The following is a 25,165-nucleotide window of genomic DNA, read 5'->3' on the forward strand; positions in this document are numbered from 1 at the left end:
CAGGGCTCAGACCCGTACCGGGAGCCGGGTGAGCCCGTGGATCAGGGTGCTCTCGCGGTAGGCACCGGGCTCCCCGGCGAGCGCCATGTCCGGGAAGCGCTCCAGCAGGGTGCGGAACGCGATCTCGCCCTCCAGCCGGGCCAGCGGCGCGCCGACGCAGTGGTGGATGCCGTAGCCGAACGCCAGGTGCCCCGACGCGTCGCGCTCGACGTCGAGCCGCTCGGCGTCGGCGTAGCGCTCGGGGTCGCGGTTGGCACCGATCAGCGACACGAGCACGAACTCGTCGGCCGGGATCGTGATCCCGGAGTACTCCACCGGCTCGGTGGTGAACCGGAACGTCGCGAGGTTGACCGGGCCGTCGTAGCGGAGGAACTCCTCGACGGCGTTCGGGATCCCGTCCGGGTCGGCCTGCAGCCGGGCACGCTGCCCGGGGTCGCGCAGCAGCGCGAGCATGCCGTTGCCGATCAGGTTGACCGTGGTCTCGTGCCCGGCGACGAGCAGCAGGAACGCCATCGCGGTGGTCTCGGCGTGGCTGAGCGAGTCGCCGTCCTCCGACGCGCGCACGATCTCGGAGAGCATGTCGTCACCGGGGTGCGCCGACTTGTCCGCGACCAGCTCGGCGAGGAAGGTCGCCATCGCCGCCGCGGCCGCCTCGCGCTCCTGGTCGGCGGCGCCCGAGAGCAGCGTGTTCGACCACTGCCGGAAGTCCTCGCGCCGGCCCTGCGGGACACCGAGGATCTCGCAGATCACGGTCATCGGCAGCGGGAACGCGAACTCGTCGAGCAGGTCGACCTCGGGTCCGGCGGCGGCCATCGTGTCGGCGAGCCCGGTCGCGATCTGCTCGATCCGCGGGCGCAGCCGGGCGATCGCGCGCATCGTGAACGCCCGGCCGACCAGCTTGCGCAGCCGGGTGTGGTCGGGCGGGTCGGCGTTGAGCATGTGCTGCACGAGCGACTCCGCGAGCGCCCGGGCCGGTGGCCCGTCCTCGTGGCGGGCGAGCAGCTCCGGGATGCGGCGGGCGTCCTTGGCCAGCCGGCGGTCGTTGAGCGCGGCCCGGGCGTCGGCGTAGCGGGTGATCATCCAGAACGAGAGGTCGTTCGGGCCGGTCGCGCGGGTGACCGGCCGGTCCACGCGCAGCTCGCGGTAGAGGGCGTCCGGGTCCTGGAAGAACGCGTCGTCGAGCCGGAGCGGCTCGGTGTCCTGGGTGGTCGTCATCGTCCGCTCCGTCTCCTCCGGCCTCGCTGCTTCCCGGCCTCGCTGCGTCGCTGCGTGACCGCACTGCCAGGGTTGCACAGGATGTGCAAAACTGCACTCGTGATGAAACGGACGACGGAGCCGGCCCGCCGCCCGTCGGCGCGCGAGCGCAACCGGCGCTCCATCCTGGGCGCGGCGAGCGAGGTGTTGCGCCGGGATCCGGAGGCGACCCTCGACGACGTCGCCGCCCGCGCGGGTGTCGTCCGCCGGACCGTGTACGGCCACTTCGCCAACCGGCAGGCGTTGCTCGTCGCGCTCGTCCACTCGGCCGCGGCGGACTTCGTCGCCGAGGTCGGGCAGATCGACCCGGCCGCGCCGGACCCCGCCGCGGAGCTCGCGAGCGCCATCCTGCGGACCTGGAGCACGGCGCGGCGCAACGCGCCGCTGATCACGCTGGCCCGGCGCACGATGGACGACGAGGTGCGGGCCGCGATGGCACCGTTCGCCGGTCTGATGAGCGACCTGATCGAGCACGGCCGCCGGTGCGGGGTGTTCGCCGGGCACGTCGACGCGCGGGTGCTGGCGGAGGTGCTGGAGGCGGGGTCGACGACCTACCTGCGGGCCGCGGCGGGCGGGCGGTGGTCCGGCGACGAGTCCGATGTGGCACTCGGGCACCTGCTCACGCTCGGGGTCGGGATCGACGCGGCCCGTGCCGCCGTGGCGCGGGCACACGAACGGGCCGGGCCGGCTCGTCCCCGTGACTCCGGCGGTGCGCGCGGGTGAGACTCCACCCGGCGCCCACGAGCCGGAAGGAGCCCATGAACCCTGCCAGCCCCGACGACCCCGCAGCCACCGGCACCACGCCCCCGCCCTCCCCGGAACCGGAGCCGGTGACGGTCTGGCTGTGGCGGGTGTGGGTCGTGGTCGTGCTCGGGATCGTGGTGGCCACCACGGTGCTGAACCTCCGCAGCGGGACCCTCGCCCCGCCGTACGACACCCTGGCCCTGGTGCTCCTGCTCTACGCGCTCGGCGCCGGGGCACTCGCCTGGTGGCTCGCCGCGGCGCCGTCCCCGGACGGGCAGGTGTGGGCCGCGCTCCGGCAGCCCCTCGGGCGCCGAGAGCGGTACCGGATCGGCCGTGCGCTGCTGCGGGGCACCGGCATCGCCCCGCAGCACCGGGACTATGCCGTCGCCCGGGTCGCCCGGCAGCGCCGCGCGCTCCTGACGCTCGGCCCCGTGTCGGCGCTCGTGTGGAGCCAGGTGGTGTCGGTCGCCGGCTCGGAGGCCGGGCCGGGCCCCGTCCGGTTCGTCCTGGCCGCGGCGGTCCTCGTGGCCGTCGTGACGGTGGGCTCGCTGGTGCTGCAGTGCCGGCGGGAGCGGACCCTCCGGCGGGTGCTCTCGGATCCGAGACGGAGCTGATCGGGCGACCGGTGGACGCCTCCCCGCGGGCGCGATGGGATGGCGGGCATGACTGGTGGAACGACTCCGTGACGGCCGGCTGCGATCTGGACACCGGCACCGTCGGGATCGGGACCGGCCCCGTCACCCCGCAGGAGGTGGTGGCGGTCGCCCGCGGCGGTGCCGCGGTCCGGCTCGGCGACGACGCCCTGGCCGCGATCGCCCGGGGCCGCGCGGTCGTCGACCGGCTCGCGGTCGCCGACGACCCCTACTACGGCGTCTCCACCGGCTTCGGCGCGCTGGCCACCCGGCACATCCCGGCCGACCGGCGCACCGCGCTGCAGCTCGGCCTGGTCCGCAGCCACGCCGCCGGGTCCGGTGCCGAGGTGGAACGGGAGGTCGTCCGGGCGCTGATGCTGCTGCGCCTGTCGACACTGGCCACCGGCCACACCGGCGTCCGTCCGGGGACGGCGCAGGCCTACGCCGCGCTGCTCAACCACGGGATCACCCCGGTCGTGCACGAGTTCGGCAGCCTCGGGTGCTCCGGTGACCTCGCCCCGCTGGCGCACTGCGCGCTGGCGCTGATCGGCGAGGGGCGGGTGCGCGACGCGGCCGGGCGGCTCCGGGACACGGCGTCGGCGCTCGCCGAGGCCGGGCTGGCGCCGGTGACGCTCGCCGAGAAGGAGGGGCTCGCGCTCATCAACGGCACGGACGGGATGCTGGGCATGCTCGTCCTCGCCGGGCACGATCTCGACGGGCTGCTGCAGGTCGCCGACGTCGCCGCGGCCATGAGCCTGGAGGCCCTGCTCGGCACCGACCGGGTCTTCGCCGAGGACCTGGCGGCGATGCGCCCGCACCCCGGCCAGACCCGCTCGGCGGCCGCCCTGCGGGCGCTGCTCGACGGCTCGGAGATCGTCGCCAGCCACCGTGGACCGGACTGCACCCGGGTGCAGGACGCGTACTCGCTGCGCTGCGCACCCCAGGTCCACGGGGCCGCGCGGGACACCCTCGACCACACCGCGCTCGTGGCCGGCCGCGAGCTCGCCGCGGCGATCGACAACCCGGTCGTCGCCCCGGACGGGCGGGTCGCGTCCAACGGCAACTTCCACGGTGCACCCGTCGGGTACGCGCTGGACTTCCTGGCGGTCCCGGTCGCCGACGTGGCGTCGATGTCGGAGCGGCGCACGGACCGGATGCTCGACGCCGCCCGCAGCGCCGGGCTCCCGCCGTTCCTGGCCGACGACCCCGGTGTCGACTCCGGGCACATGATCGCCCAGTACACCCAGGCCGGGATCGTCGCCGAGCTCAAGCGGCTCGCCGTGCCCGCCTCGGTGGACTCGATCCCCTCCAGCGCGATGCAGGAGGACCACGTCTCGATGGGCTGGTCGGCCGGGCGCAAGCTGCGCCGGGCACTCGACGGTCTCGCCCGGGTGCTGGCGGTCGAGCTGGTCACCGCGGCCCGGGCGCTGGACCTGCGCGCGCCGCTGTCCCCCGCCCCCCGCACCGGGGCGGTGCGCGACCTCGTCCGCGACCACGTGCCCGGCCCGGGGCCCGACCGGCACCTGGCGCCGGAGATCGAGGCGGTGCTCGAGCTCGTCCGCTCCGGGGCGGTGACCGCGGCGGCGGACCTGCCGCCCGCCTAGGCTCCGGCTCCCACCGGTGCGACGGGCTGGCGCAGGACGGTCCGCAGCTTCTCCGGCGCCGTCCGGCGCGGGTCGGACAGGTAGATCTCGTGGTGGCGCCCGTTCCACGTGAACCCCTGCCCGGGCATGTACTCGTCGTGCAGCCGGGCCAGTACCGGGCCCTCGTCGTCGTAGGACCCGATGTGCAGGACCTGCACGCTGAGGCCCTCGCGCAGCTCCTCGAAGCGCAGCAGGTCCACGGCCGGCGCGCCCTTGCGCCGGGCCGCCTCGGTCGCCGCGGCCGCGATCTCCGCCGACACCCACTCCGGCTGGTTGATCATCATCGTCCAGTCCCAGGCGTCCTTGTCCCGGGTGACGAACGCCGTCGGGTCGTCGGCGCTCCACAGCCCCTCGAGCGGGCCGACCGTGTGCACCCGGCCCAGCTCCGCCTTCGCGATCGCGCGGGCCGCGTAGGAGGCGGTGAACAGCGTCGTGACGGCCTCGCCGTAGGCGGCGGAGACGTTCGGGTCCCCGTGACCGTCGATGCGGAAGTAGTGGAACGGCGGCACCTCGACGGTCGCGAACCGCCCTACCCGAGGCGCGTAGAGCTGCGGGAACGCCTTCTTGACGTCGTAATTCGCCGTGTCGTCCGCCATCGCGGTCATGACTCCTCCGGGGTGTCGGTGAGGACCTGTTCGGTCCAGCGCAGCTCGGCGCCGAGCTGCGCCTCGCTGTGGTCGAAGATCGCGCGTGCGGCGCGCGGCAGCGGTTCCTGCCGGGCCCGCACACGCCGGAGCTCGGCGAGCTCCTGCTCGACGGCGGACCTCCGCTCCGCCAGTGCCCGCGCCAGCTCGCCGGGCGGCAGGAGCGGACTGTTCGCCATGCCGACGAGCACCGGCGCGTGCCGGGGCGGCACCTCGGCGATCCGCTGCCGCGTCCCCTCGGCACACGCCGCGTGGCCGGCGTCGGTGAGGCGGTAGACCCGGCGCGCCTTCGCCCCGCCCGGCGCCCGCTCGCTGCTGACGAGACCGCGCTGCTCGAGCCGGTTCAGCACGTAGTACAGCGAGGAGAAGGCGAGCGAGGTCCACCGGCGGACCCCGCGCTCGTCGATCACGGCCTCGAGGTCGTACGCGTGCCGGGGCCGCTCGGCCAGCAGGCCCAGCACCACGAGGTCGGCATCGGTCGGTTGCTGCGGCACGACACTATCCTAGTACTGGAATACGGGTCTGCGACAGACCCGCGCGCGACGCTTCGCCATCCGCCGAGGGCGCCAACGCGCTGATCGACGCCCAGCCCGCCGTCCGAGCGGTCGCTCGCCGCGCGTGGGAGGGCGCTACCGCGCAGGTCGAGGCCGACCAGCCGCCGAGACGCACGCTGTCGCCCCGGCGCGGACAGGACCGTGCAGATCGACTTCCGGAACACGCGTGAGGTGCACGCATCCGCCCCGTCGAGGGCGCGAGCGTGCAGGTCGGCCGGCACGCCACACCCGTTCGCCCGCCCGCACACCCGCCGCAGCGGGTGTGTGAGCGCGTCAGCGGGTGTGTGAGCAGCAGGCCTCGACGGCGGGGGTGACGTGTGCGCGGGCGAGGCGGTGGGCCCGCTCGGCGTCGCCGGAGCGGATCGCCGCGCAGATGCCCTCGTGCTCCTCGACCAGCGCCCGTGCCGTCTGCGGCGCCGGACCCTGCATGATCGACCGGGTGGCGCCGGCCTCGAACGCGTCGTAGAAGTGGCTGAGCAGCGTGTTCCGGGCGGCGTGGACGACGGCGCGGTGGAAGTGCGTGGCGACACGGTTGAGCAGCTCGTGGTCTCCCGCGTCGAGCGCGGTACGGCCCTCGGCGGCCAGCGCCGCCAGCCGGGCGTGGTCGGCGTCGTCGGCACGACGGGCCGCGAGCCCGGCGGCCTCGCTCTCGACCGCCCGGCGGGCCTCCAGCACCGTCAGCATGTCCTCGCCGCCGACGAAGCGGGCGAGCACGGCGTCCAGCTCGGTGGTCGCGCGGACGAACGTCCCGTTGCCCTGGATCGTCTCCAGCAGACCGACGTGCACGAGCGCCTGGACCGCCTGACGCAGCGTCGCCCGGCTGACGTCGAACTCCTCGACGAGCTCGGTCTCGACCGGCAGTCGTGAGCCGACCGGCCACGCGCCCGACCGGATCCGCTCCTGGAGCAACGTGATCAACCGGCCGACCAGCGCCGACCGGCGCGGGGCGCCCGAGTCCGACATCGCCGCCCCTCCCCGCTCCGCGCCTCCGGTCCGACCATCAAAGAGCTGCCCTTTACGCTAGCGTACCGAAAGAGCAGCCCTTTTCCGCCGCACCCGAGGAGGACCCGTGCCGGAGCGGAGCTTGATCACGCGCGCGGGCTCGATCGGATGCTGCACGGCGATGGTCGCGGCCGGCGCCCTGCTGTCGGCCTACGGGCCGGCCATCCCCGCCTTCCAGGAGCACTTCGACCTCGCCGAGGCCGCGGCCGGCGCGGGCCTCGGCGTCCAGTCGGTGGGCGCGGTCGCCGGCGTCCTGCTCGCGCAGACCGTGCTGCGCCTGCGCGGCAACCGGTTCACCGTCGGCGTGTCGATGGCGCTGATGGGGGTCGGCGCCCTGGCCGTCGCCGCAGCACCGACCTGGCCGCTGCTGCTGCTCGGCGCCGTGGTCGCCGGGCTGGGCCTCGGCGGGTGCGACTCACTGATCACCCAGCTGTTCATCGTGGGGCACGGCAGCCGCGGCCCGACGATGGTGAACATCGCGCACGCCTGCTTCGGGCTGGGCACGGTGGCGGCCCCGCTGAGCGCCGCCGGGACGGGTCCCGCCGGGTACGGGTTCGTGTTCCTGGGGATCGCCGTGCTGGCGTTCGCGGGTCTCGCGATGGTCGGCGGGCTCGTGCCGCGACCGACACCGGCCGAGGTGGACATGTCCACCGGCGGTGGCGGGACCGGCGCCGCCCCCACCGTAGGGCCCGCACTGGCGGTGCTGGGCAGCTTCGTCGCCCTCTACCTGATGCACTTCGGGGTGCAGTCGGGGATCGGCAGCTGGGAGCCGACCTTCCTGCTCGACCTCGGCCACCCGGCCTCGGTCGCCGCGCTGGCGACGTCGGGCTTCTGGCTCGCCATGGTCCTCGGCCGGTTCGTGGCGGCGATGCTGGTCCGGGTCGTGCGGCCGAGCCTGCTCGTCGTGGGCAGCTGCGCCGGTCTCGTCGCGGCCACGGCCCTGACGTTCCACCCGCCCGCGGCGGTCGGCGCGCTCCTGCTGGCAGGCCTGTTCATCGGACCCATCTTCCCCAACGGCCTGACCTGGCTGGCGACGACGGGCCACGCGAACGGGTCCCGGTTCGCCTACGTCATCGCCGCCTCGATGGTCGGCAGCGCCCTCGCCCCGGTCGGCTTCGGCGCCGCGCTCGCGGCGAGCGGGACGGGCGCCTTCCCCGCGGCGGTCCTGATCGTCGCCGCCGCGACGCTGGCTGCGAGCATCGGCACGCTCCTGCTCGCCCGCGAGCGGCGGGAGCACCGGCGGCCCCGGGAGCACAGCGGCTCCGGGTGATCCGCCGGCACGTCGCGAGAGGAGCAGGCATGGCCCGCCAGGTGTCCAGGGACGACTACTTCGAGGAGGCCATGAACCTGCTCGCCACCGAGGGGTTCCCGGCGCTGAAGCAGGCCACCGTCTGCAAACGACTCGCCGTGACCACGGGGTCGTTCTACAGCCACTTCGGCAACTGGCAGGTGTTCACCCGGGAGCTGCTCCACCGCTGGCGGGAGGAGCGCACGCTCCAGATCGCCGCCGCGGCGGACGCGAGCACGGGCCCGATCGAGGCGCTGGTCCTGCTGCGGGACATGGCCTGCGAGCTACCCTACCGGGCCGAGGCGGCCATCCGCGCGTGGAGCCTCACCGACCCCGCCGTCGCCGAGATCCAGGCACTGGTCGGCCAGGAGCGGCTCGCGACCGTGGAACGTGCCATGGCCGCGATGTTCACCTTCCCCACCACGGCCGGGCGGTGGGCCCGCACCGCCTCTGCATCCTGGTCGGCCCCGAGCAGTTCGAGCGCCATCCGCACGACACCGGGCACATGACGTGGGCCCTGGACCGGCTGCTCGAACACATCGAGCAGGTCCGCGACCGCTGAGGGGCCGCCCCTTGCCGCCGACGCTCACCGCTTCGCGCAGCAGGCTGTTCCGGCCCGCCGCGCCGCACAGGTCGTCCGCGCACCGCACAGGACCGGACCCGTGCGACGGGGCGCGAACGTGTGCGACTCGAGGGACAGGGCGCGCGTCAGGAGCGACGCCGGCAGGCGCCGCACAGGTTGCGTGGGCGCCGCACAGGGCCGGGCTTGTGCGGCGGACCCGGAACGTGTGCGGCGCGAGGGCGTGGGGCGCGCGGGGGCAGGAGCCCGGCCGTCGTCGACCGCACCGCCGAGTTCGACGTCGCGGCGCGGCGCCTGGCCTGGGTGGAGCTGCTGAACTCGGGGCAGACCTGCATCGCGCCCGACCACGTGCTCGCCGAGGCCGCGGTGCGCGACGAGCTCGTCGAGCGGATCGGGCGCTGCCTGGCCGAGTTCCGCGCCGGGGAGCATCACGGCAAGGCCGGCTTCGACGAGTTCGGTCACCGCAAGTCGGTGCTGGTCACGACGTTCCGGCCGGACCCGCGGATCGTCTACCCGCCCTGCACCCGGCGGGCCGTCCCGATCACCCGCCGGCTGTTCCGAACGGCCGGGCTCCCCGCCGCGGGGCGCCCGCCGTGCGCACTGGGTCACAATGCCGACTCAAGTGACAACTGCATCCATTATCGTTTCTCCGATGTCCGTCAGCGGAACGAGTACACCGGCCCGAGTACTGCTCACGGTCCGCGAGCTCGAGGTCACGATCGGGAGCCGTGCCGTGCTCCGCGGGGTCGGCCTCGAGCTGCAGTACGGCGAGCGGGTGGCGTTGGTCGGCCCGTCCGGGTCGGGGAAGTCGTTGACCGCCGCCGCCGTGCTGGGGCGCCTCCCCGCCGTCGCGACGGGGCGCGGCAGCGTGGAGCTGGCGGGCGAGCAGGTGCTGTCCGTCCCGGCTGCCCGCCGGTCGCGACGGGTGCGGGTCACGGCCGTCGGTCAGGACTCCCGGGTGGCCCTGAACCCGCTGGTGCCGGTCGGTTCCCAGATGCGGGCCGCCGTGCGCGCCTGCGGTGCCGACCTCTCCCCCGCCGACCTCGCCCGCGAGCTGGCGGCGACCGGGTTGGACGAACCCGAACGGGTGCTGGCCGGTCTGCCCGGTGAGCTGTCGGGGGGACAGCGGCAACGGGTCCAGCTGGCGATGGCGCTGGCGGGCCGGCCCGATCTCCTGGTCGCCGACGAACCGACCACCGCCCTCGATCCGGTCAACCGGCGCCGTGTGCTGGACGTCCTGACCGAGCGACTCACCGGTTCGGCGACGGCCCTGCTGTTCATCAGCCACGATCTCGACGCCGCCCGGGAGGTGTGCTCGCGGGCGGTGCACCTCGCCGGGGGGACGCCGGTCGATCCCCCGGCGGCCGATCCCGCAACCTCCGGTGCCACGGCTGTCGGCGCCGGCCGCCGGACGTGCCACGTCATCGGGTCCCACTCCCCCGCCGCACGCCGCGGACCGGGCGTCCCGGAGGATCCGCTGCTACAGGCGCACGACCTGCACCGGTTCCACCCGGACCCCCGGCCGTGGCGGCCGTGGCGCCGGCACTGCGCACCGGTCCGGGCACTCGACGGCGTCGACCTCGCGCTGGGAGCCGGCGAACGGGTCGGTCTCGCCGGCCCGTCGGGGGCCGGCAAGTCCAGCCTGCTGCGGATCCTGCTCGGACTCGACCGGCCGGACCGGGGCGCCGTCACCGTCGCGGGCCGGCCGATCGGTGCCGGACCCGTCCGGGCGCAGCGCTGGTTCCGCCGCACCGTGCAGTACGTGCCGCAGGACCCGGCGACCTCGCTGAACCCCCGGATGACGGTGCACGACCTCGTGGCCGAACCACTGCACCGGCTCGACGTGCCGGGCGATCCCGCCGCGGCGGTCCGGGCCGCGCTCGACCGGGTCGGGCTCGCGGCCGGGCTGGCGGGCCGCCGCCCCGGTGAGCTGTCCGGCGGCCAGGCGCAGCGGGCCGCGCTCGCCCGCGCACTGGTCGTCCGACCGCGCCTGCTGCTCGCCGACGAACCCGTCGGCGGCCTCGACCCGGTCCTGCGCGACCACGTCGTCGACCTGCTGGACACGACGTGCGAGCGCAGCGGCGCCGGGCTGTTGCTGATCGCCCACGACCTCGACGTCCTCGGCGCGCTCTGCTCGCGCCTGGTCGTCCTGCACGCCGGTCGTGTCGTCGAGGACGGCCCCACCGCCGACGTGACGGCCCGCCCCGGCCACCCGGTCACCGCCGAGCTCGTCGAGGCGTCCGGCCTCGGCCCGCCCGTTCCCGTCACCGCTCCGTGACGGTCCCGGCCGGATACGCCACCTGCTCGAACCGACCGGCCCGCCCGGACCCGCGCCCGGCTGACCGGCCCGCCCGAATCCACGCCGTGCCGGCCGGCCCGCCCGAACCCACGCCGTGCTGATCGGTCCGCCCGAACCCACCCGGCTCGACACACCGAACGAGGGAGACCCGTGCCTGCGTCCCGACTCCACCGATCCTTGGCGGCCCTGACGCTGGGGGCAGCCGTGCTGCTGCAGGCCGGGTGCTTCGCCGCCCCGCCGAACGGCCCTGACGGCAGCTCCGAGCGGGTGAGCGTGGCGATGCTGTTGCCACCGCGTTCCGGGCTGAGCCCGTTCAGCGACGACGCGTTCAAGCTCTCGCGCTGGCGCACCGCCGAGACCCTGGTCCAGCTCGACGAGGCCGGCGACGCCCAGCCGATGCTCGCCACCGAATGGTCCCGGGTGGACCCCTTGACCTGGCGGTTCACCGTCCGCGACGGGGTGCGGTTCCACGACGGCACCGAGCTGACCGCCGCGCACGTCGCGGACGCCCTCGGGCGGGCCGTGGCCGCGTCCCCGGCCCCGCGCATCCTCGACGGCGTCGACCTGACCGCCCGGGCCGACGGGGACGACGCCGTGCTGGTGTCCACCGCGGTGGCGGACCCGCTGGTCCCGCAACGGCTGTCCAGCCCGCAGCTGTCGATCCTGGCGCCGGGCGCGTACCGGCCGGACGGGCAGGTGGACCCGGCCGGTCACGGCACCGGCCCGTTCCGGCTGACCGCCGTCGCGGGTACGTCCGGCGCGACACTCGACCGCAACGACGACTACTGGGGCGAGCCGGCCCGGGCCGCCGGCATCGACGTGAGCTTCGTCCCGGACGGCACCGCCCGCTCCGCCGCGCTGCGGACCGGCACCGCCGACGTCGTGGAGGCGATCCCACCGGGCCAGGTCCCGCTGCTGGACCCGGAGCTGGTGCACGAGGTCCCGATGCCGCGGACGAACACGCTGTACCTGAACACCGCGCGCGGCCCCTTCGCCGACCCGGCGGTCCGGGCGGCCGCGCGCGAGGCCGTCGACCGCGCGGCGCTCATCGCCGGCGCCTACGAGGGACGCGCCGACAGCGCGGCCGGGCTGCTGGGCCCGGCACTGCCGTGGGCCGCCGAGCTGCGCGGCGCCCCCGACTACACCCGCGCGCTCGCCGACCGGCCCGCCCCGGGGCGGGTCGACGGGGTCCCGATCACGTTGGGCACCTTCACCGACCGCGCCGAGCTGCCCGAGGTCGCGGTCCTGCTGGAGCAGCAGCTGGAGGCTGCGGGGTTCGTCGTCACCCAGGACGTGCGCGAGTACGCGTTCATCGAGGCCGACGCCCTCGACGGCGCCTTCGACGCCTTCATCCTCTCCCGCGCCACCGTGCTCGACTCCGGCGATCCGGTCGCCTACATGGCCAGCGACTTCGGCTGCGCGGGCGGGTTCAACATCTCCCAGGTCTGCACGCCGCAGATCGAGCAGGCCCTCGAGCGGGCCGCGGCGACCGACACCGGACCCGAGCGGCGGGCCGCGACGATGCAGGCCGAGGCGACGGTGCTCGCCACCGACGCGGTGATCCCGCTGCTGCACGAGCGGGTCATCCAGGGTGAGTCGGCCCGGGTCGACGGGGTCGCGCGCGACCCGCGGGAGCGGGACCTGATCACGACGGGCACCACGGTGGGGGCCACGCCGTGACCTCCGGCCGTCCGGCGGCGGTGCGGGACGGTCCCGCACCGCGCCCCGCCGGGACCGCGCTGCCCCGCACCTCGTGGCGACGGGCCGCACGGCCCGTCGCCCTGTCCCGGGTGGTCGCCGCTGCGGGCGTGGTGTTCCTGATCGGGAGCCTGCCGTGGCTGTCGCAGCGCTCGCCGGAGCTGGCGGTGCTGCGCGCCCGTTCGGCCGAGCAGGAGGCGACCCCCGAGGCGCTCGCGTCCATCCGGGCCGAACTCGGGCTGGACGCCGGGCCGTGGGGCGTGTTCGGGAACTGGCTGGGCGGCGCGCTGACCGGCGACCTCGGCACGTCCTGGGTCTCCGGGCAACCGGTCCTGCCTGCGGTACTGGGCGGGCTCGGCGTCTCGCTGACCCTCATGGGGTTCGCCCTGGTGGTGGCGGCACTCGTCACGGCGGCGCTGCTCGCCCCGGTCCTGCGCCGGGGCCTGACCGGGGCCGGCGCGGGCACCGTGGGGAACGGAGGCGGACTCGCGGCCGCCCTGACCGCGCTCCCCGAGTTCCTGCTCGCGGCGGTCCTGCTGGTCACCGTGGCGGTCGGCCTCGGCTGGCTCCCGCCCTACGGCTGGGCCGGGCCGCAGTACGCGGTCCTGCCCGCGCTGGCGCTGGGCCTGCCGGCGGGCGGCCTGGTCGGGCGGCTCCTGGCCGAGGCCGTCGCCTCGGCGTTCGCCGAACCGTGGGTGGGCACGTGGCAGACGGCCGGCCTGTCCCGTCGGCGGGTGGCCGGCGCGGTCGTCCGGCGCGCCCTGCCCTCGGTGCTGCCGCAGATCGGGCTCGTGGTCGTCGGCACGACCGGCGGCGCCGTCGCGGTCGAGGAGGTCTTCGCGATCCCCGGGACGGGCCGCACGACGCTGGGGGCGGCCGAGTCCCTGGACCTGCCGCTGCTGCAGGGCGGGGTGCTGGCACTGCTGCTCGTCGCCGTGGTCGCCGGGGCACTGGCCCAGCTCGCCCGGCGGCTGATCCTGGGGCGGGCGGCCCGCACCGGTGACGTCCCGGTGGCGTCCGTGGTCACGACGGTGCGCCGGCGCCGCTGGGTGCTGCCCGGTGTCGCCGGTGGGCTGCTGCTGGTGGTCGTGGCGGCCGGGCTGCTGCGCGATCCGTACACGTCGGCCCACCCGCGGCTGGCCGCTCCGTCACTCGCACTGCCGATGGGCTCGGACGCCGCCGGCCGGGACCTGCTGGCCCGGGCCGGGCACGGCGCGCTGCTCACCGCCGGTACCGCGCTGGCGGTCGTCGCGCTCTCGCTGCTGCTGGGCGTGCTGATCGGGCTGGCGCCGCGGCTGTCCACCGGGCCGGCGGAGATCGCGAACGCGGCCCCGCCGGTGCTGGCCGGCCTGGTCGTCGCCGCCGTGCTGGGCCCCTCGGCCGCCGGCGCCGCGATCGGCGTCGCGCTGGTCGGCTGGGCGCCGCTGGCCGCGCACACCGCGGCGCTGGTGTCGGAGATCCGGGCGCAGCCGCACGTGCGGATCCTGCCGGTGCTGGGCGTCGGCCCGGCCCGGGCCACCGCCGTGCACGTGCTGCCCGCCGCGGCCGGGCCGCTGGTCCGGCACGCGATGCTGCGGCTGCCCGGCACCGCGCTCGCCCTGGCCTCGCTCGGGTTCCTGGGGCTCGGCCCGCAGCCCCCGAGCCCCGAGTGGGGCCGCCTGCTCGCCGACGGCATGCCCTACGTCGAACGCGCTCCCTGGGTGGTGGCGGCCCCGGCCGGGATGCTGGTCCTCGTGGCCGTGCTCGCCGTGTCGCTGGCCTCGGCCGGGAGGACGACGACGCGCCGGGGCCGCCCCGGGGAGTGACCGGCCGCGTCCACCGCCCGGTGGGACTCGCCGGCCCGGCCGGACGTGCACAGCTGCCGCACAGGTTGCGGGTGTGTACTGGCGCCATGACCGAGGCGATCGACCGCGGCGCCGGCCGGATGTGCCGCACCGACGGCAGCGCGGTCCGGGTGCTCGTGGTGGACGACGAGTCCACCCTGTCCGAGCTGCTGGCGATGGCGCTGCGCTACGAGGACTGGGAGGTGCGCACCGCGGGCGACGGCGCGAACGCCGTGCGGCAGGCGTGGGAGTTCCGGCCGGACGCGATCGTCCTCGACGTCATGCTCCCCGACATCGACGGCGTCGAGGTGCTGCGCCGGGTCCGCGCCCGGACCCCGGAGGTCCCGGTGCTGTTCCTGACCGCGCGGGACGCCGTGGAGGACCGGGTCGCCGGGCTCACCGCCGGTGGGGACGACTACGTGACCAAGCCGTTCTCGCTGGAGGAGCTGGTCGCGCGGTTGCGGGGGCTGCTGCGCCGGGCCGGGATGGCTGCGGCGCAACGCTCCTCGGAGCTCGTGGTCGGGGACCTGGTGCTCGACGAGGATGCGCACGAGGTGCGCCGTGGGGACCGGCCGATCGAGCTGACCGCGACCGAGTTCGAGCTGCTGCGCTACCTGATGCGCAACCCGCGGCGGGTGCTGTCGAAGGCCCAGATCCTCGACCGGGTGTGGAACTACGACTTCGGCGGTCAGTCCAATGTGGTCGAGCTGTACGTGTCCTACCTGCGCAAGAAGATCGATGCGGGGGGCCCGTCGATGATCCACACGGTGCGCGGGTCGGGGTACGTGCTGCGCCCGGTCGCGGAGTAGGACGCCGCCGGTGGTCGTCTCGCAGGTCTCCGGGCGGGCGCGCTCGCTCCGTGCCCGGCTGGTGATCACGGTCGTGCTGGTGTTCGTGGTGTCCTGTGTGGCCATCGGGGTGGCGACGACCCTCTCGCTCGACCGCTACCTGTCGGCCCGGCAGGACCGGGAGCTGGCGTTCGCCGTCGACGAGCTCGTGACCCGCCGGACCGGGCAGCCGCCCGGGTCGACCCTGGAGCGGCCCGGCAACGGTGCCCCGGGCCCGGTGGCCCTGCCCCCGGACGCGGGACGGCCGGGACCGGGCACCGCGTGGCCGGGCCGTGACGGCTCGTTGCTGGGCCCCGGGCAGGGTCCCGGCTCGGTCGCGGTGGTCGCCGCCGGGGACGGGGTGGTGCACGCCGAGCGCGCCGAACCGGGCGGCGGCAGCTCGACGGTGGCCGACGCCGACGTGCGCGTGCTGCAGGCCGTCCCGGCCGACGGCGCGCCGCGTGACGTCGCGCTGTCGCTCGGCACCTACCGGGCGGCCGCGCACGCCGCCGGGGCGGTGACCTACGTGGTGGCCCAGCCGGACGGCGCCGGCGAGACGGTCGACCGGCTGGTGCTGATCGAGACCGTGGTGCTCGGCGGCGCGGTGGCGCTGGCCGGGCTCGCGGCCGCGGTCCTGGTGCGCCGCGAGCTGCGGCCCCTGGAACAGGTCGCGGGTGTGGCGGCCCGGGTGGGGGCGCTACCGCTGGACCGCGGCGAGGTGCAGCTGGCAGCCCGGGTCGCCGACCCGGACCCGCGGACCGAGGTCGGGCAGGTCGGCACCGCGCTGAACCACATGCTCGACAACGTCGAGGGCGCCCTGGCCGCCCGCCAGGAGTCGGAGACCCGGCTGCGCCGCTTCGTCGCCGACGCCGGGCACGAGCTGCGCACCCCGCTGGCCGCGATCCGCGGCTACGCCGAGCTGTCGCAGCGCGAACCCGAGCCGGTGCCACCGGGCACCGCGCACGCGCTGGTGCGGATCACCTCGCAGGCCGAGCGGATGAGCACCCTGGTCGAGGACCTGCTGCTGCTGGCGCGCCTGGACGCCGGGCGCCCGCTGGAGCGCGCCGAGGTGGACCTGACCCGGCTGGTGCTCGACGGCGTCGGCGACGCCCACGCCGCCGGACCGGGGCACCGCTGGCTGCCCCGGCTGCCCGACGAGCCGATCACCGTCACCGGCGACGCGCACCGGCTCACCCAGGTCGTCACGAACCTGCTGGCGAACGCGCGCACCCACACCCCGCCGGGGACGTCGGTGACGGTCGAGCTGGACCGCCCGTCCCCGGGCCGGGTCCGGCTGCAGGTCACCGACGACGGGCCGGGCATCCCCGCGGACGTGCTGCCCCGGGTGTTCGAGCGGTTCGCCCGCGGCGCGGAGGGCCGCAGCCGCGCCGGTGCCGACACCCCGAGCACCGGGCTGGGCCTGGCGATCGTCGCGGCCGTGGTGTCGGCCCACCGGGGCAGCGTGGGGGTGCAGAGCGTGCCGGGGCGGACGACGTTCACCGTCGAGCTGCCGGTGTCCTGACCACGGCTCGGCCGACGCCCGGTCGGGGGCCGTTGCAGGACACCGCCCGGGTGGCGAACGTGTCGTCGCTGCCCGGCACCTACGACGCTGCCCGGCGCCTACGACGCCGGGTGCAGGAGCGGGTCGGCGGCCACCGCCTCCGCACGCCGGTCCAGCAGGGCCCGCAGGTCGTCGGCCTCCCGGAGGATGGTCGCGCGATCCTCCTCGGCGGCGGCACCGGTCGCCGCGGCGACGGCCCGGTCCAGGGCCGCGACGGCGGCCCCGCTGCCGTAGATCTGCTGGTGGAGCTCCCGGTAGGCCTCGTCGTAGGCGGCCGTGAACGCCGGCGTCGCCAGGAAGCGGTCCTTGAGCAGGTGGCCCTGCAGCATCCCGCCCGGACCACCCGGACCGGGCCCACCGCCGGGCGGAGCGGCGGCGGCCCCGTCCTCGGGCACGGCGGCGCCCTCCGGGGGTGCCCCACCGCCGGGGCCGCGGCCGCCGAACAGGGCCGCCATGCTCACCTCGTCGTGCGGGCCGGTGGTGGGGTCCCCGCTCGCGGCCAGGTTGAGGTCCCAGGCGATCACCTCGAACCGCTCGGTCCCCAGGTCGTACCGGAGGTAGTAGTTCTTCCCCGGCCCGGCCATGTCGTCGACGTTCAGCAGCAGGTTCTGCGTGGCGAGGTAGCGGGCGAAGGACCCGACGTCGAGGTGGTCGCCGAGCTCGGCGGCGAACTCCTCGTCGGTGGCCCGCTGGACCCACTGGATCAGGTCGATGACCGGCTGCAGGTCCTGGCTGCCGATCCGGTTGATCTGCTCGACGTCGTCCTCGTAGGCGGTCGGGTCGTCGCCCTGGTCGGTGAACGAGCTGCTCGCCCGGGACTTGTAGAGCACTCCGTCCCCGGCGAACCGCGCCTCGGCGTAGGACTCGTCGGGGTGCTCGACGATCAGGCGGGCGGTGGCGGGCCGGTCGTTCACGGTGAGGGCGGCGTAGGTGTGGGCCTGCCCGGTCTGCCCGGTCCGGTCCACCATCGCCAGCGCCACCGACTCGTTGAGCGCGACGGTGGAGCTGCCGCTCGACGGGCGGACCGCGATCTCGCTGCGGCCCTGGAACAGCCGGCCCTCGGCGAACTCGTCGAAGCTGATCAGGTAGGGCAGGTTCTCCGGCTCGTCCGCCGACAGCGTCACGCTGCCGATCCCCCCGCCGGGCGGGCCCGCCGGACCGTCGCCGCCGCCCTGCCCGGGCGGCGGGACACCCTCCGGCAGTTCCCTTCCTTCCAGAGGTCGCATTCCGCCCGGGCCGCGGCGCCGTTCGCCGGGGTCGGCGTCCGGGTCCTGCAGTGACATCAGCGTCGAGTTGCCCTTGAGCCGCACCCCGACGTCGTCGATCCGGGCACCGTCGATGACGACGTCGGCCTGGAGGTGCTCCTTCTCGCCCTCGTCGTACCAGGCGGTGAGGATCCGCCGGTAGTCGTCCTCGCGGAAGGTGAGCTGCACGCTGTGGGCGACCGAGGTGTCGAACAGGTCGGCGTTGCCGGCGATGTCCTCGGTCACCGCCGGGGCCTCGTACCGGTCGTCGCCGGTGACGTAGGGCACGACCCTGCTCGAACCGAACACCCCCAGGGTCAGGGCGAGAAAGGCGGCGAACAGCGCGACCGGACGCCAGTGGTGGCGGGCACGGACCGGGATCCGGTGCCACCACCGGCGCCGCGGGCCGGCGGCGTGCTTCCGGTCAGCCTGCATCCCGGTCACAGGTCGGTCTGGTCGTACCCGGTCAGTACCGACACCCGCTGCCCGGCGTTGCGTTCGCGCAGTGCCGCGATCAACTCGGCCGGACCGACGCCCTTCTTGAGACGGACCGTGTAGAACAGCTCCGTCAACCCGCCCCCACGGATCGACTCGGTGCTGACGAGCTCGAACTCGGTGGTGTGGCGGATCAGGGTGTCGGCGATGACCTGGCTGTAGTCGTCGTCGCCGGGCACCTGCACCTTGACCACCTGGCGCTGGACGTTCAGGGCGAAGAAGTTGAACCGGTGCATGATCACCACGACCAGGCAGATCGCGACCGTGGCGGCGACGGCGAGCAGGTAGAAGCGGGTGCCGCAGGCCATGCCGACGCCCATCACCAGGAAGATGAACCCCACGTCGCGGGTCTCCTTGACGGCGTTGCGGAACCGCACCACCGACAGCGCTCCGACCAGGGCGAACGCCCGGGCGATGTTCGAGCCGACCACCAGCATGATCAGCGCGATCAGCATGCCCAGGATGACGAGGGTCTGCACGTAGGACTGGCTGTAGGAGATGTTGCGGTGCGTGGCCCGGTAGACGGTGGCGACCATCAGGCTCAACAGCAGTGACAGGCCCAGCGACGCCGCCACGTCGAAGGCACTGAACGTGCCGGACAGGTCTTGGAAGTCGATCTGGAACGGGGTCATCGGGCGGGAAGCTCCTCGGGAATGTGGAAGACCGATCGCGGGGCCCTGCCGAAGACCTCGACGCTCTGGCAGTACTTGGACACCCGGACCACGGACAACTCGAGGGCCGCGGCCATGTCGGTGATCCAGTACGGGGCACGCTCGTTGACCTTGATCTCCATCACGGCCAGGTGCGGGGAGACGGTGAAGCGGTTCTGGGAGTCGGCACCCAGGTGGAAGTCGCGGTCGCGCCCGCGGATCCGGTGGTCGAGGGTGACCCGCAGCCCCGGGTCGACGTCCCGGCCGACGAAGGGCTCGCGCCGGTAGGAGGTCGTCACGATCGGGCGCAGGTCGTTCTCCACGACCAGCGCCAGTACCTCTTCCAGGAACGCGGTCTGCCCCGGCTCGTGCGGGATCATCTCCCGTTCGTCGCACAGCCGGCGGGCCGCGCCGTAGGGGATGCGGACCCGGCGCTTCTGGGTGACCCGGTTGACCCGCTGCTTGATCTCCAGGAACACCGGGGTGTCGTCGGTGACCGCGGACCGGTCGCCGTACACGCGCAGGCGCAGCTTGCGACGGAAGCGCTCCCCCTCGATCTTCTCCCAGTAGAACCGCAACCGCTCCGAGTCGTAGTAGAGGCTCAGGACCTCGTAGCCGCCGTGCTGCGCGTTCGCGTCACCGTCCATCCGGGACGTGAGCAGCTCGCGGACCTCGGGGACCCGGGCCTCGGGGACCAGGTACTTGAGCTCGTAGCGGTTGAACGCGTGCAGCGGGCTCGGCGCACGCAGCGCCGCGGCACCGGCGGCCGGGGCCGGCCCACCGGGCGGCTCGGACCCGGTTGCGGCCGCGGGTCGACGTCGGCGTGGGAAGAACATCGCGGGGGCGGACTCCGGAGGATCACGGCGACCTCCGCGGGTCGGGCGGGAGGCGCGCAGCGGAACAGCAGGCGAACATCTGCCAATCTCGTCGGCCGGATCCACACCGGTCAACGCACACGACGATCTTCATAACGGACGCACAGGTTCGCGCACCCCGGCTCGGGCAGGCCTCAGATCCGCGTCGGGTCGGCCAGGGCGACGAGCAGCTCGCGCGGGCCCTCGTAGGGGTCCCGGCCATGAGCGGTGCGGATGTTGTCGACGATCAACAGGTCCCCGCTCCGCCACGGCTCGCGTACGGCGTTGGCGGCGTAGGCCTGCTGGATCTGGTCCACGAGGTCCCAGCCGATCGGAGTGCCGTCGCCGAAGCAGGTGGTGGCGGGTAGCCCGTCCGGGCCGAGCACGTCGCACAGCTCGTCACGTGCACCGGGCCCGAAAACCCACTCGCTGAAATGCGCGATCTCGTTGAACCAGCACCGCACACCGGTGATCGGGTGCCGGACGACGGCCGGGCGGCGCTGCCGGGTACGCAGCTGCCCGCCCGGGCCCCACTCGACCTCGATGGCGCTCGCCCGGCAGTAGTCCTCGACCCCGTGTCGATCACCGATGCCGAAGGCCTCCGCCCAGGACGGGCCGACGTCACCGTTGTAGGTCCGCACCAGGGTCCAGCCGTCGCGCTCGCAGCGCCTGACCAGGCTCGCCGGTAGCGCGTCGAGCACCGCCGCGGAGTCGACCAGCACCGTGGCTCCGCCGAGGACGGCCGGGGACAGACAGACGAACATCATCACCGCCGGGAACCGGTCGCAGTAGGACAGCTCGTGGTGCGGGCACATCGGGATCCCGCGCGGCCACCGTGTCGAGGAGTAGACGCGGTCGGTGTAGGACGTGCGGGGCGAGAACGCCTCCCGCTCGTTCATCAGGCCGTCGGCCAGCATCCGGACCACGTCGCCGGCCAGGATCGGGTCGTACAGGCCCAGACCGCGGGCCAGCACCGCGCCGTGGTCCACCACGGCTGCACGCAGCGCTCGCCGGGACTCGAACGCCCACCGCACGGGATCGTCCGGCTCGGCCCGGAGGAGCACGGGCGCGCCGGGACGGCGCTCGACGCAGAACGGCTCCGCGGACGTTCGGACGGCCCGGGCCGGGAAGGACGTGTCGGCTCCCCGCGCCGGGCGATCGGCGTTCATACCGGCACCGGGAGGGACCTGGTGGGGAGCGCACGGGCCGGGTTGCCGCCCCACGTCTCGCCGGCCGGGACCTCCTCGCCCTTCATGAGGAACGAGTCGGCCTCGATGACGACGTCGTCGCCGATGGTGATCCCGTAGTGCACGAAGGCGCCGACCCCGAGCGTGACCCTCGACCCGATGACCGTGTGGTCGGACTTGAACGCGCCGTCCTCCTGGGAGTGGTTCTGCACGATGCTGCGCTCGTTGAGCGTGCAGTCGTCACCGAAGGTGATGAAGGGTCGTTCCACCAGCGAGGCGCCGTCGTCGAACAGCCGTGCGCCGACCCGCACGCCGAGCATGCGCAACAGCAGGCCCTTGAACGGGGTGCCGTTGAACAGCATCAGATAACTCGGGGCGGGCACCTTCCAGAACCGTTCGTGGCCCCAGAAGACCGGCTCGTAGATCGAGCATCCGTGCGGCGCCCGCAGGATCAGCCGGTGAACCGACCGGTCGACCGCGGTGAACCATCCGACGGTGAGAACGATGATCAGTACCTGCGCGACGAGGATCTCGGCCGCGCCGAGGGTGACCTCCCAGATGGCGATCGCGGGCACCAGCAGCGCGATCGCGAAGAAGTAGAGCCAGCGGACGGTCAGATGGAGCGCGATGGTGACGGCGTTGTCCCGGTTCTTGCCCCGCAGCGCTCGCCGCAGACCCTGCTCCCCGAGCTCGAGGCGGGCGTCGCGGGCCACCGTGCGCGGGATCTCGAAGCTCGGGGAGCCGAGCAGGCCGACGTTCTCCCGGACCGGTCCGTCGACCGGGACCATGACCTTGGTACCGAGCAGGCAGTTGTTCCCGACCCGCGCCCGGGACGGGTAGGCGATCCGGTTCCCGAAGAAGCTGTTCGTGCCGATCGTGGTCCGGGTCAGCCGGAACGAGGTGTTCGAGTACTCCGCGTTCACGATCGAGAGGTCGTCGGCGACGACCGTTCCGGTGCCGATCGTGGTGAGGTAGGGCGACTCGTGCTTGATCAGCATCCCGAAGTTGTTTCCCGTCTGCACCAGGGGCAGCAGGTCGTAACCGACCACGCGGAGGTAGTGCGGGATGGCGGAGCTGTCGCCGAGCAGCATCGTGAACGTCACGCTGTTGGTCAGCAGGGCGACGGTCTGGTGCAGGAAGTAGTGAACCCCGTAGAGCGGGTAGACCCGGTCCGGCCGGACGGCGCACGCCAGCAGGCGCGGAGCGGTGACCATCACCAGGAACGCCACCAGCAGGACGCCGAAGAACAGCACGAAGCTCAGCGCGAGGATCTCGGCGTAGAAGTACCAGTGGACGAACGCCTCCGGGCCGGGGAACAGCAGCGCCGTCAACTGTGGGACCTCCCGCAACAGCAGCGCGATGCCGCCCAGCGACAGTGGCAGCCCGACGCCCAGCACGAGCCCCACCTGCACGAGCGAGTAGAGGACCTTCCGAGTCGGTCCGCACCCGAGAGGCGGGACGGTGCAGTAGTTCACGCCCGCGGGGCGGGCCGGGGAACCGTGCCAGCGTTCGCCGGCAGGCACGACCTGCCCGCTCAGCAGCGCCGAGGTGTGGCCGAGCTGACCGCCGTCGTCGATGCGTGTGCCGAGCTCGAGAACCGTGGCTTCACCGACGAACGCATCCGCGCCCACGGTGACCGACCCGATCTCGATGACACCGTCGCGGGCCCGATAGCCGGAGAACAACGCATCCTTGCGGATCACCGACCGGTCACCGATCGAGAGCAGGTCGGTGCACACCGGCATCGATCCGGCGAACAGGGCCACGTCGCGACCGACCCGGGCGCCGAGCGAACGCAGGTAGAGCGCATAGAGCGGTGAGCCGCGGAACAGGACCAGCGGGTTCCTCCGCACCAGCGTCCTGACGATCCAGAACCGGACGTAGTCCAGGCTCCAGACCCGGATCGAGCGGGGTCTCCAGCGACCGATCAACAGCCATTTGACCCCGATGGGGAACAGGCACAGGAAGCCGAAGCCGGCCCCGCCCACGACGACGGCCCGCACGTAGAGGTCGAGCAGGGTCGGTGACACGACGAACCACTCGTATCCCCAGAACAACACCAGCGCCATGAGATAGGACCAGCCCACGACGCACGCCACCTGGAGCGAACCACAGAGGACGTATCCCCGGGTGCCGACGCGGCGAACCCCGCCGGGCCGCTCGAGGTCCACCGCGGGCTCGTCGGGGGGTGCCGGGGAAAGCTCGCCGTTACCGGCCGGTGCGAGCGAGTGGGCCAGACCGACGAGTGTCGGGGCGGCGTAGACGGCCTCCATCGACAGCGCCGGCAACCCGGGCTCCTTGCGCACGCGCGCACAGAACTTGGCCATGGTCAACGAGTCCGCGCCGAGCTCGAAGAAGTTCGCGTCCGGGGGGATGTCCCCACGGCCGAGTATCGCTGCCAGGATCTCCGCGAAGCGCTCCTGCATCAGCGACGGCGAGGGCGGCGCCGGAGCATCGGAGGGAAGGGCGAGCGCAGTGGCGAGGCGCCGTAGCGTCGGGTGCTGGTAGACGTGCTGGATGGACACCGAGGGCAGGGCCGGGTGGGAGCGGGTCCGCGCGCAGAACTTCGCCATCAGCAACGAGTCGGCGCCCAGATCGTCGAAGAAGTCCGCATCGATCGAGACCCGTTCCCGGCCCAGTACCCCGCCGAGCAGTTCGGCCAGGACGGCCTCCGATCCCGTGACGGCCGTGTCCGTCTCGTCCGCAGGCTCGAGCCGTGCCTGTTCCGGGACGGCGGGATCCGACGGCTCCGGACAGCGGTCACGTGCCGGCGCGCCGGCCTCGACGCGGCCGCAGTACTCGACACGTCCCGCTGCATCGACCCGGCCCAGATCCCCGGTGCGGAAGATCCGTGGCGACGGGGTGCCGGGCACGTCCGGCCCGTCGACGACGAAGGCCTCCCGGGCCAGCTCGTCACGGTCGACGTAGCCGCGTGCCAGCCCGATCCCGGCGATCCCGATCTCGCCGACGGCACCGTGTGCCGGCGTCGTGCGGACGTCCTCCTCGTCCAGCACGACCACGCTGTAGGTCGGTAGCGGGACCCCGAGACAGCTCGCCCGGTCCGGATCCAGCTCGGTCCAGGTGGCGGCGACGGTCGCCTCGGGCGGACCGTAGGTGCCGATCAGCCGGCGTCCGGGACGGCGCCATCGCCTGATCACATCCGGTGGGCAGGGCGTGCTCGACAGCACCAGCCGGAGAGCGAGCAACCGCTCGTCGAGGGCGTCCAGTGTCGCCGCGTCGGCCCGCATCACGGTCACGCACCGCTGGCCGAGGAAGCGCCACAGGGTGTCACTCTGCAGCGGTGGTCCGGGCGGCGGTGTCACCACGGTGGCCCCGCAGACCCAGGGCAGCCAGGTTTCCTCCACCAGCAGGTCCGACCCGGCCGGCTGCCCCTGGTAGATCCGGTCCCCGGAGCCGATGCCGTACACCTCGGCCGCCACCCGGACGACGTTGCACACGCTGCTGTGATCGAACGCGATGCCGCGGGGACGCCCGTCGGGGTCGACGCTGTAGACGATGTAGGCGACCGGTCCGCCCGGCACACCGCGCTCGAGCACACTCAGCTGCCGGGAACTCTGATCGGCGATGACGGGGCCGGCGGAGTCGATTGCGACGACGGCGGCCACCGTGTGCGCATCGAGCCGGGGCATACCGGCCGCGATCATCGAGGTCGTCAGCACCAGGCGTGCACCCGAGTCGACGACGATCGACTCCACGTGCTCCGCACCGAGATCCACGTCCAGTGGGACGTAGGCCGCACCGGCCTTGACCACGGCGAGCATCGCGACACACAGGTCCGGTGCCCCGAGGAGGATCACGACCCGGTCGCCCCGGCCGATGTGGTGCAGACGCAGATAGCGGGCCAGGCGGTTCGACTCGCCGTCGAGCTCCACGTACGTCAGGACCCCACCGACGGTGTCCACGGCCGGACGATCGGCACAGCCGAACCGGACCAGCCACTCGCACTGCGCCTCGAACAGGTGCTCGAGCCGGTCCGTCGGGCGCGCGCGTCGGCCCTGCGGCTCACGAGGATCGACCAGGACCTGTCCCGGCGGGACACCGGGCAGGTCGCGGTCGACGGCGTCGGCCTCGTCGCCTCGTCGGCCCGTTCGAACATCGTCGTCCGGCGTCCGGACCAACAGCCCCCAGTCGATCACCGCGATCCCCCTCACGCACTCGCCTGTGT

At 74.1% G+C, this 25,165-nt stretch carries 19 protein-coding genes and 1 pseudogene; 11 read left to right on the plus strand and 9 right to left on the minus strand.

Features of this window, described 5'->3' with window-relative positions; translation table 11 throughout:
- Positions 1 to 6: 6 nt before the first annotated feature.
- A complete protein-coding gene (locus BM093_RS13775) occupies positions 7 to 1,215 on the minus strand; it encodes a cytochrome P450 family protein (protein WP_093342570.1) in 1,209 nt (402 codons plus the stop codon).
- Positions 1,216 to 1,317: 102 nt separating this feature from the next.
- On the opposite strand from BM093_RS13775, the gene BM093_RS37245 reads away from it, so the two are divergent.
- The 3 genes from BM093_RS37245 (at position 1,318) to hutH (ending at position 4,234) form a co-directional block, all read left to right on the plus strand.
- A complete protein-coding gene (locus tag BM093_RS37245) occupies positions 1,318 to 1,977 on the plus strand; it encodes a TetR/AcrR family transcriptional regulator (RefSeq protein ID WP_245773504.1) in 660 nt (219 codons plus the stop codon).
- 35 nt (positions 1,978 to 2,012) lie between these two features.
- Positions 2,013 to 2,612 (plus strand): hypothetical protein, encoded by a 600-nt coding sequence (locus tag BM093_RS37250; RefSeq protein ID WP_093342576.1) that lies wholly within the window; start codon positions 2,013 to 2,015, stop codon positions 2,610 to 2,612.
- 68 nt (positions 2,613 to 2,680) lie between these two features.
- The gene (gene hutH / locus BM093_RS35925; RefSeq protein ID WP_245773505.1) at positions 2,681 to 4,234 is read left to right on the plus strand and encodes a histidine ammonia-lyase; all 1,554 of its coding nucleotides are present in this window, start codon (positions 2,681 to 2,683) and stop codon (positions 4,232 to 4,234) included.
- Here hutH and BM093_RS13795 read toward each other — a convergent pair.
- The 3 genes from BM093_RS13795 to BM093_RS13805 form a co-directional block, all read right to left on the minus strand.
- Positions 4,231 to 4,878 (minus strand): GyrI-like domain-containing protein, encoded by a 648-nt coding sequence (locus tag BM093_RS13795; protein WP_342743001.1) that lies wholly within the window; start codon positions 4,876 to 4,878, stop codon positions 4,231 to 4,233. The genes hutH and BM093_RS13795 overlap by 4 nt on opposite strands.
- Positions 4,875 to 5,411, minus strand: coding sequence for a PadR family transcriptional regulator (locus BM093_RS13800; protein WP_093342578.1), 537 nt, complete (start codon positions 5,409 to 5,411; stop codon positions 4,875 to 4,877). The genes BM093_RS13795 and BM093_RS13800 overlap by 4 nt, the downstream gene beginning before the upstream one ends.
- Positions 5,412 to 5,744: 333 nt before the next feature.
- On the minus strand, positions 5,745 to 6,434 hold the full coding sequence (locus tag BM093_RS13805; RefSeq protein ID WP_093342581.1) for a FadR/GntR family transcriptional regulator: 690 nt from the start codon (positions 6,432 to 6,434) through the stop codon (positions 5,745 to 5,747).
- Between the two features lie 106 nt (positions 6,435 to 6,540).
- Here BM093_RS13805 and BM093_RS13810 point away from each other — a divergent pair, with 106 nt between their 5' ends.
- The 8 genes and pseudogenes from BM093_RS13810 to BM093_RS13840 all read left to right on the plus strand — a co-directional run bounded on the left by BM093_RS13810 (position 6,541) and on the right by BM093_RS13840 (position 16,510).
- A complete protein-coding gene (locus BM093_RS13810; protein WP_093342584.1) occupies positions 6,541 to 7,743 on the plus strand; it encodes an MFS transporter in 1,203 nt (400 codons plus the stop codon).
- A gap of 29 nt (positions 7,744 to 7,772) precedes the next feature.
- A complete protein-coding gene (locus tag BM093_RS13815) occupies positions 7,773 to 8,270 on the plus strand; it encodes a TetR/AcrR family transcriptional regulator (protein WP_093342587.1) in 498 nt (165 codons plus the stop codon).
- A gap of 173 nt (positions 8,271 to 8,443) precedes the next feature.
- A pseudogene (locus BM093_RS36615) lies at positions 8,444 to 8,710 on the plus strand (aldehyde dehydrogenase family protein); the annotation flags it as partial.
- A 283-nt stretch (positions 8,711 to 8,993) separates the two neighbouring features.
- A complete protein-coding gene (locus BM093_RS13820) occupies positions 8,994 to 10,619 on the plus strand; it encodes an ABC transporter ATP-binding protein (RefSeq protein ID WP_177238465.1) in 1,626 nt (541 codons plus the stop codon).
- A 225-nt stretch (positions 10,620 to 10,844) separates the two neighbouring features.
- Positions 10,845 to 12,320: an ABC transporter substrate-binding protein gene (locus tag BM093_RS13825; protein ID WP_245773506.1), complete on the plus strand. Its 1,476-nt coding sequence runs from the start codon at positions 10,845 to 10,847 to the stop codon at positions 12,318 to 12,320.
- Positions 12,317 to 14,143 carry an ABC transporter permease subunit gene (locus BM093_RS13830; protein WP_245773507.1) on the plus strand — a complete coding sequence of 609 codons (1,827 nt, stop codon included), beginning with the start codon at positions 12,317 to 12,319 and terminating at the stop codon, positions 14,141 to 14,143. Before BM093_RS13825 ends, BM093_RS13830 begins: the two co-directional genes overlap by 4 nt.
- Before the next feature lie 86 nt (positions 14,144 to 14,229).
- The gene (locus BM093_RS13835) at positions 14,230 to 14,970 is read left to right on the plus strand and encodes a response regulator transcription factor (RefSeq protein ID WP_093342597.1); all 741 of its coding nucleotides are present in this window, start codon (positions 14,230 to 14,232) and stop codon (positions 14,968 to 14,970) included.
- Positions 14,971 to 14,980: 10 nt separating this feature from the next.
- The gene (locus tag BM093_RS13840; RefSeq protein ID WP_093342600.1) at positions 14,981 to 16,510 is read left to right on the plus strand and encodes a sensor histidine kinase; all 1,530 of its coding nucleotides are present in this window, start codon (positions 14,981 to 14,983) and stop codon (positions 16,508 to 16,510) included.
- 98 nt (positions 16,511 to 16,608) lie between these two features.
- Here BM093_RS13840 and BM093_RS13845 read toward each other — a convergent pair whose 3' ends face one another.
- From BM093_RS13845 to BM093_RS13865, 5 genes are all read right to left on the minus strand, one after another.
- Complete coding sequence (locus BM093_RS13845) at positions 16,609 to 18,228, minus strand: CotH kinase family protein (RefSeq protein ID WP_093342771.1); 1,620 nt, start codon at positions 18,226 to 18,228, stop codon at positions 16,609 to 16,611.
- Between the two features lie 5 nt (positions 18,229 to 18,233).
- Positions 18,234 to 18,920: a DUF4956 domain-containing protein gene (locus tag BM093_RS13850; protein ID WP_093342603.1), complete on the minus strand. Its 687-nt coding sequence runs from the start codon at positions 18,918 to 18,920 to the stop codon at positions 18,234 to 18,236.
- Positions 18,917 to 19,774: a polyphosphate polymerase domain-containing protein gene (locus BM093_RS13855; protein ID WP_093342606.1), complete on the minus strand. Its 858-nt coding sequence runs from the start codon at positions 19,772 to 19,774 to the stop codon at positions 18,917 to 18,919. The genes BM093_RS13850 and BM093_RS13855 overlap by 4 nt, the downstream gene beginning before the upstream one ends.
- 173 nt (positions 19,775 to 19,947) lie before the next feature.
- Complete coding sequence (locus BM093_RS13860) at positions 19,948 to 20,961, minus strand: TauD/TfdA family dioxygenase (protein ID WP_093342609.1); 1,014 nt, start codon at positions 20,959 to 20,961, stop codon at positions 19,948 to 19,950.
- Complete coding sequence (locus tag BM093_RS13865; RefSeq protein WP_143105375.1) at positions 20,958 to 25,151, minus strand: Pls/PosA family non-ribosomal peptide synthetase; 4,194 nt, start codon at positions 25,149 to 25,151, stop codon at positions 20,958 to 20,960. The genes BM093_RS13860 and BM093_RS13865 overlap by 4 nt, the downstream gene beginning before the upstream one ends.
- Between the last annotated feature and the right edge of the window lie 14 nt (positions 25,152 to 25,165).

It is taken from the genome of Pseudonocardia ammonioxydans (assembly GCF_900115005.1).
Taxonomy (GTDB): domain Bacteria; phylum Actinomycetota; class Actinomycetes; order Mycobacteriales; family Pseudonocardiaceae; genus Pseudonocardia; species Pseudonocardia ammonioxydans.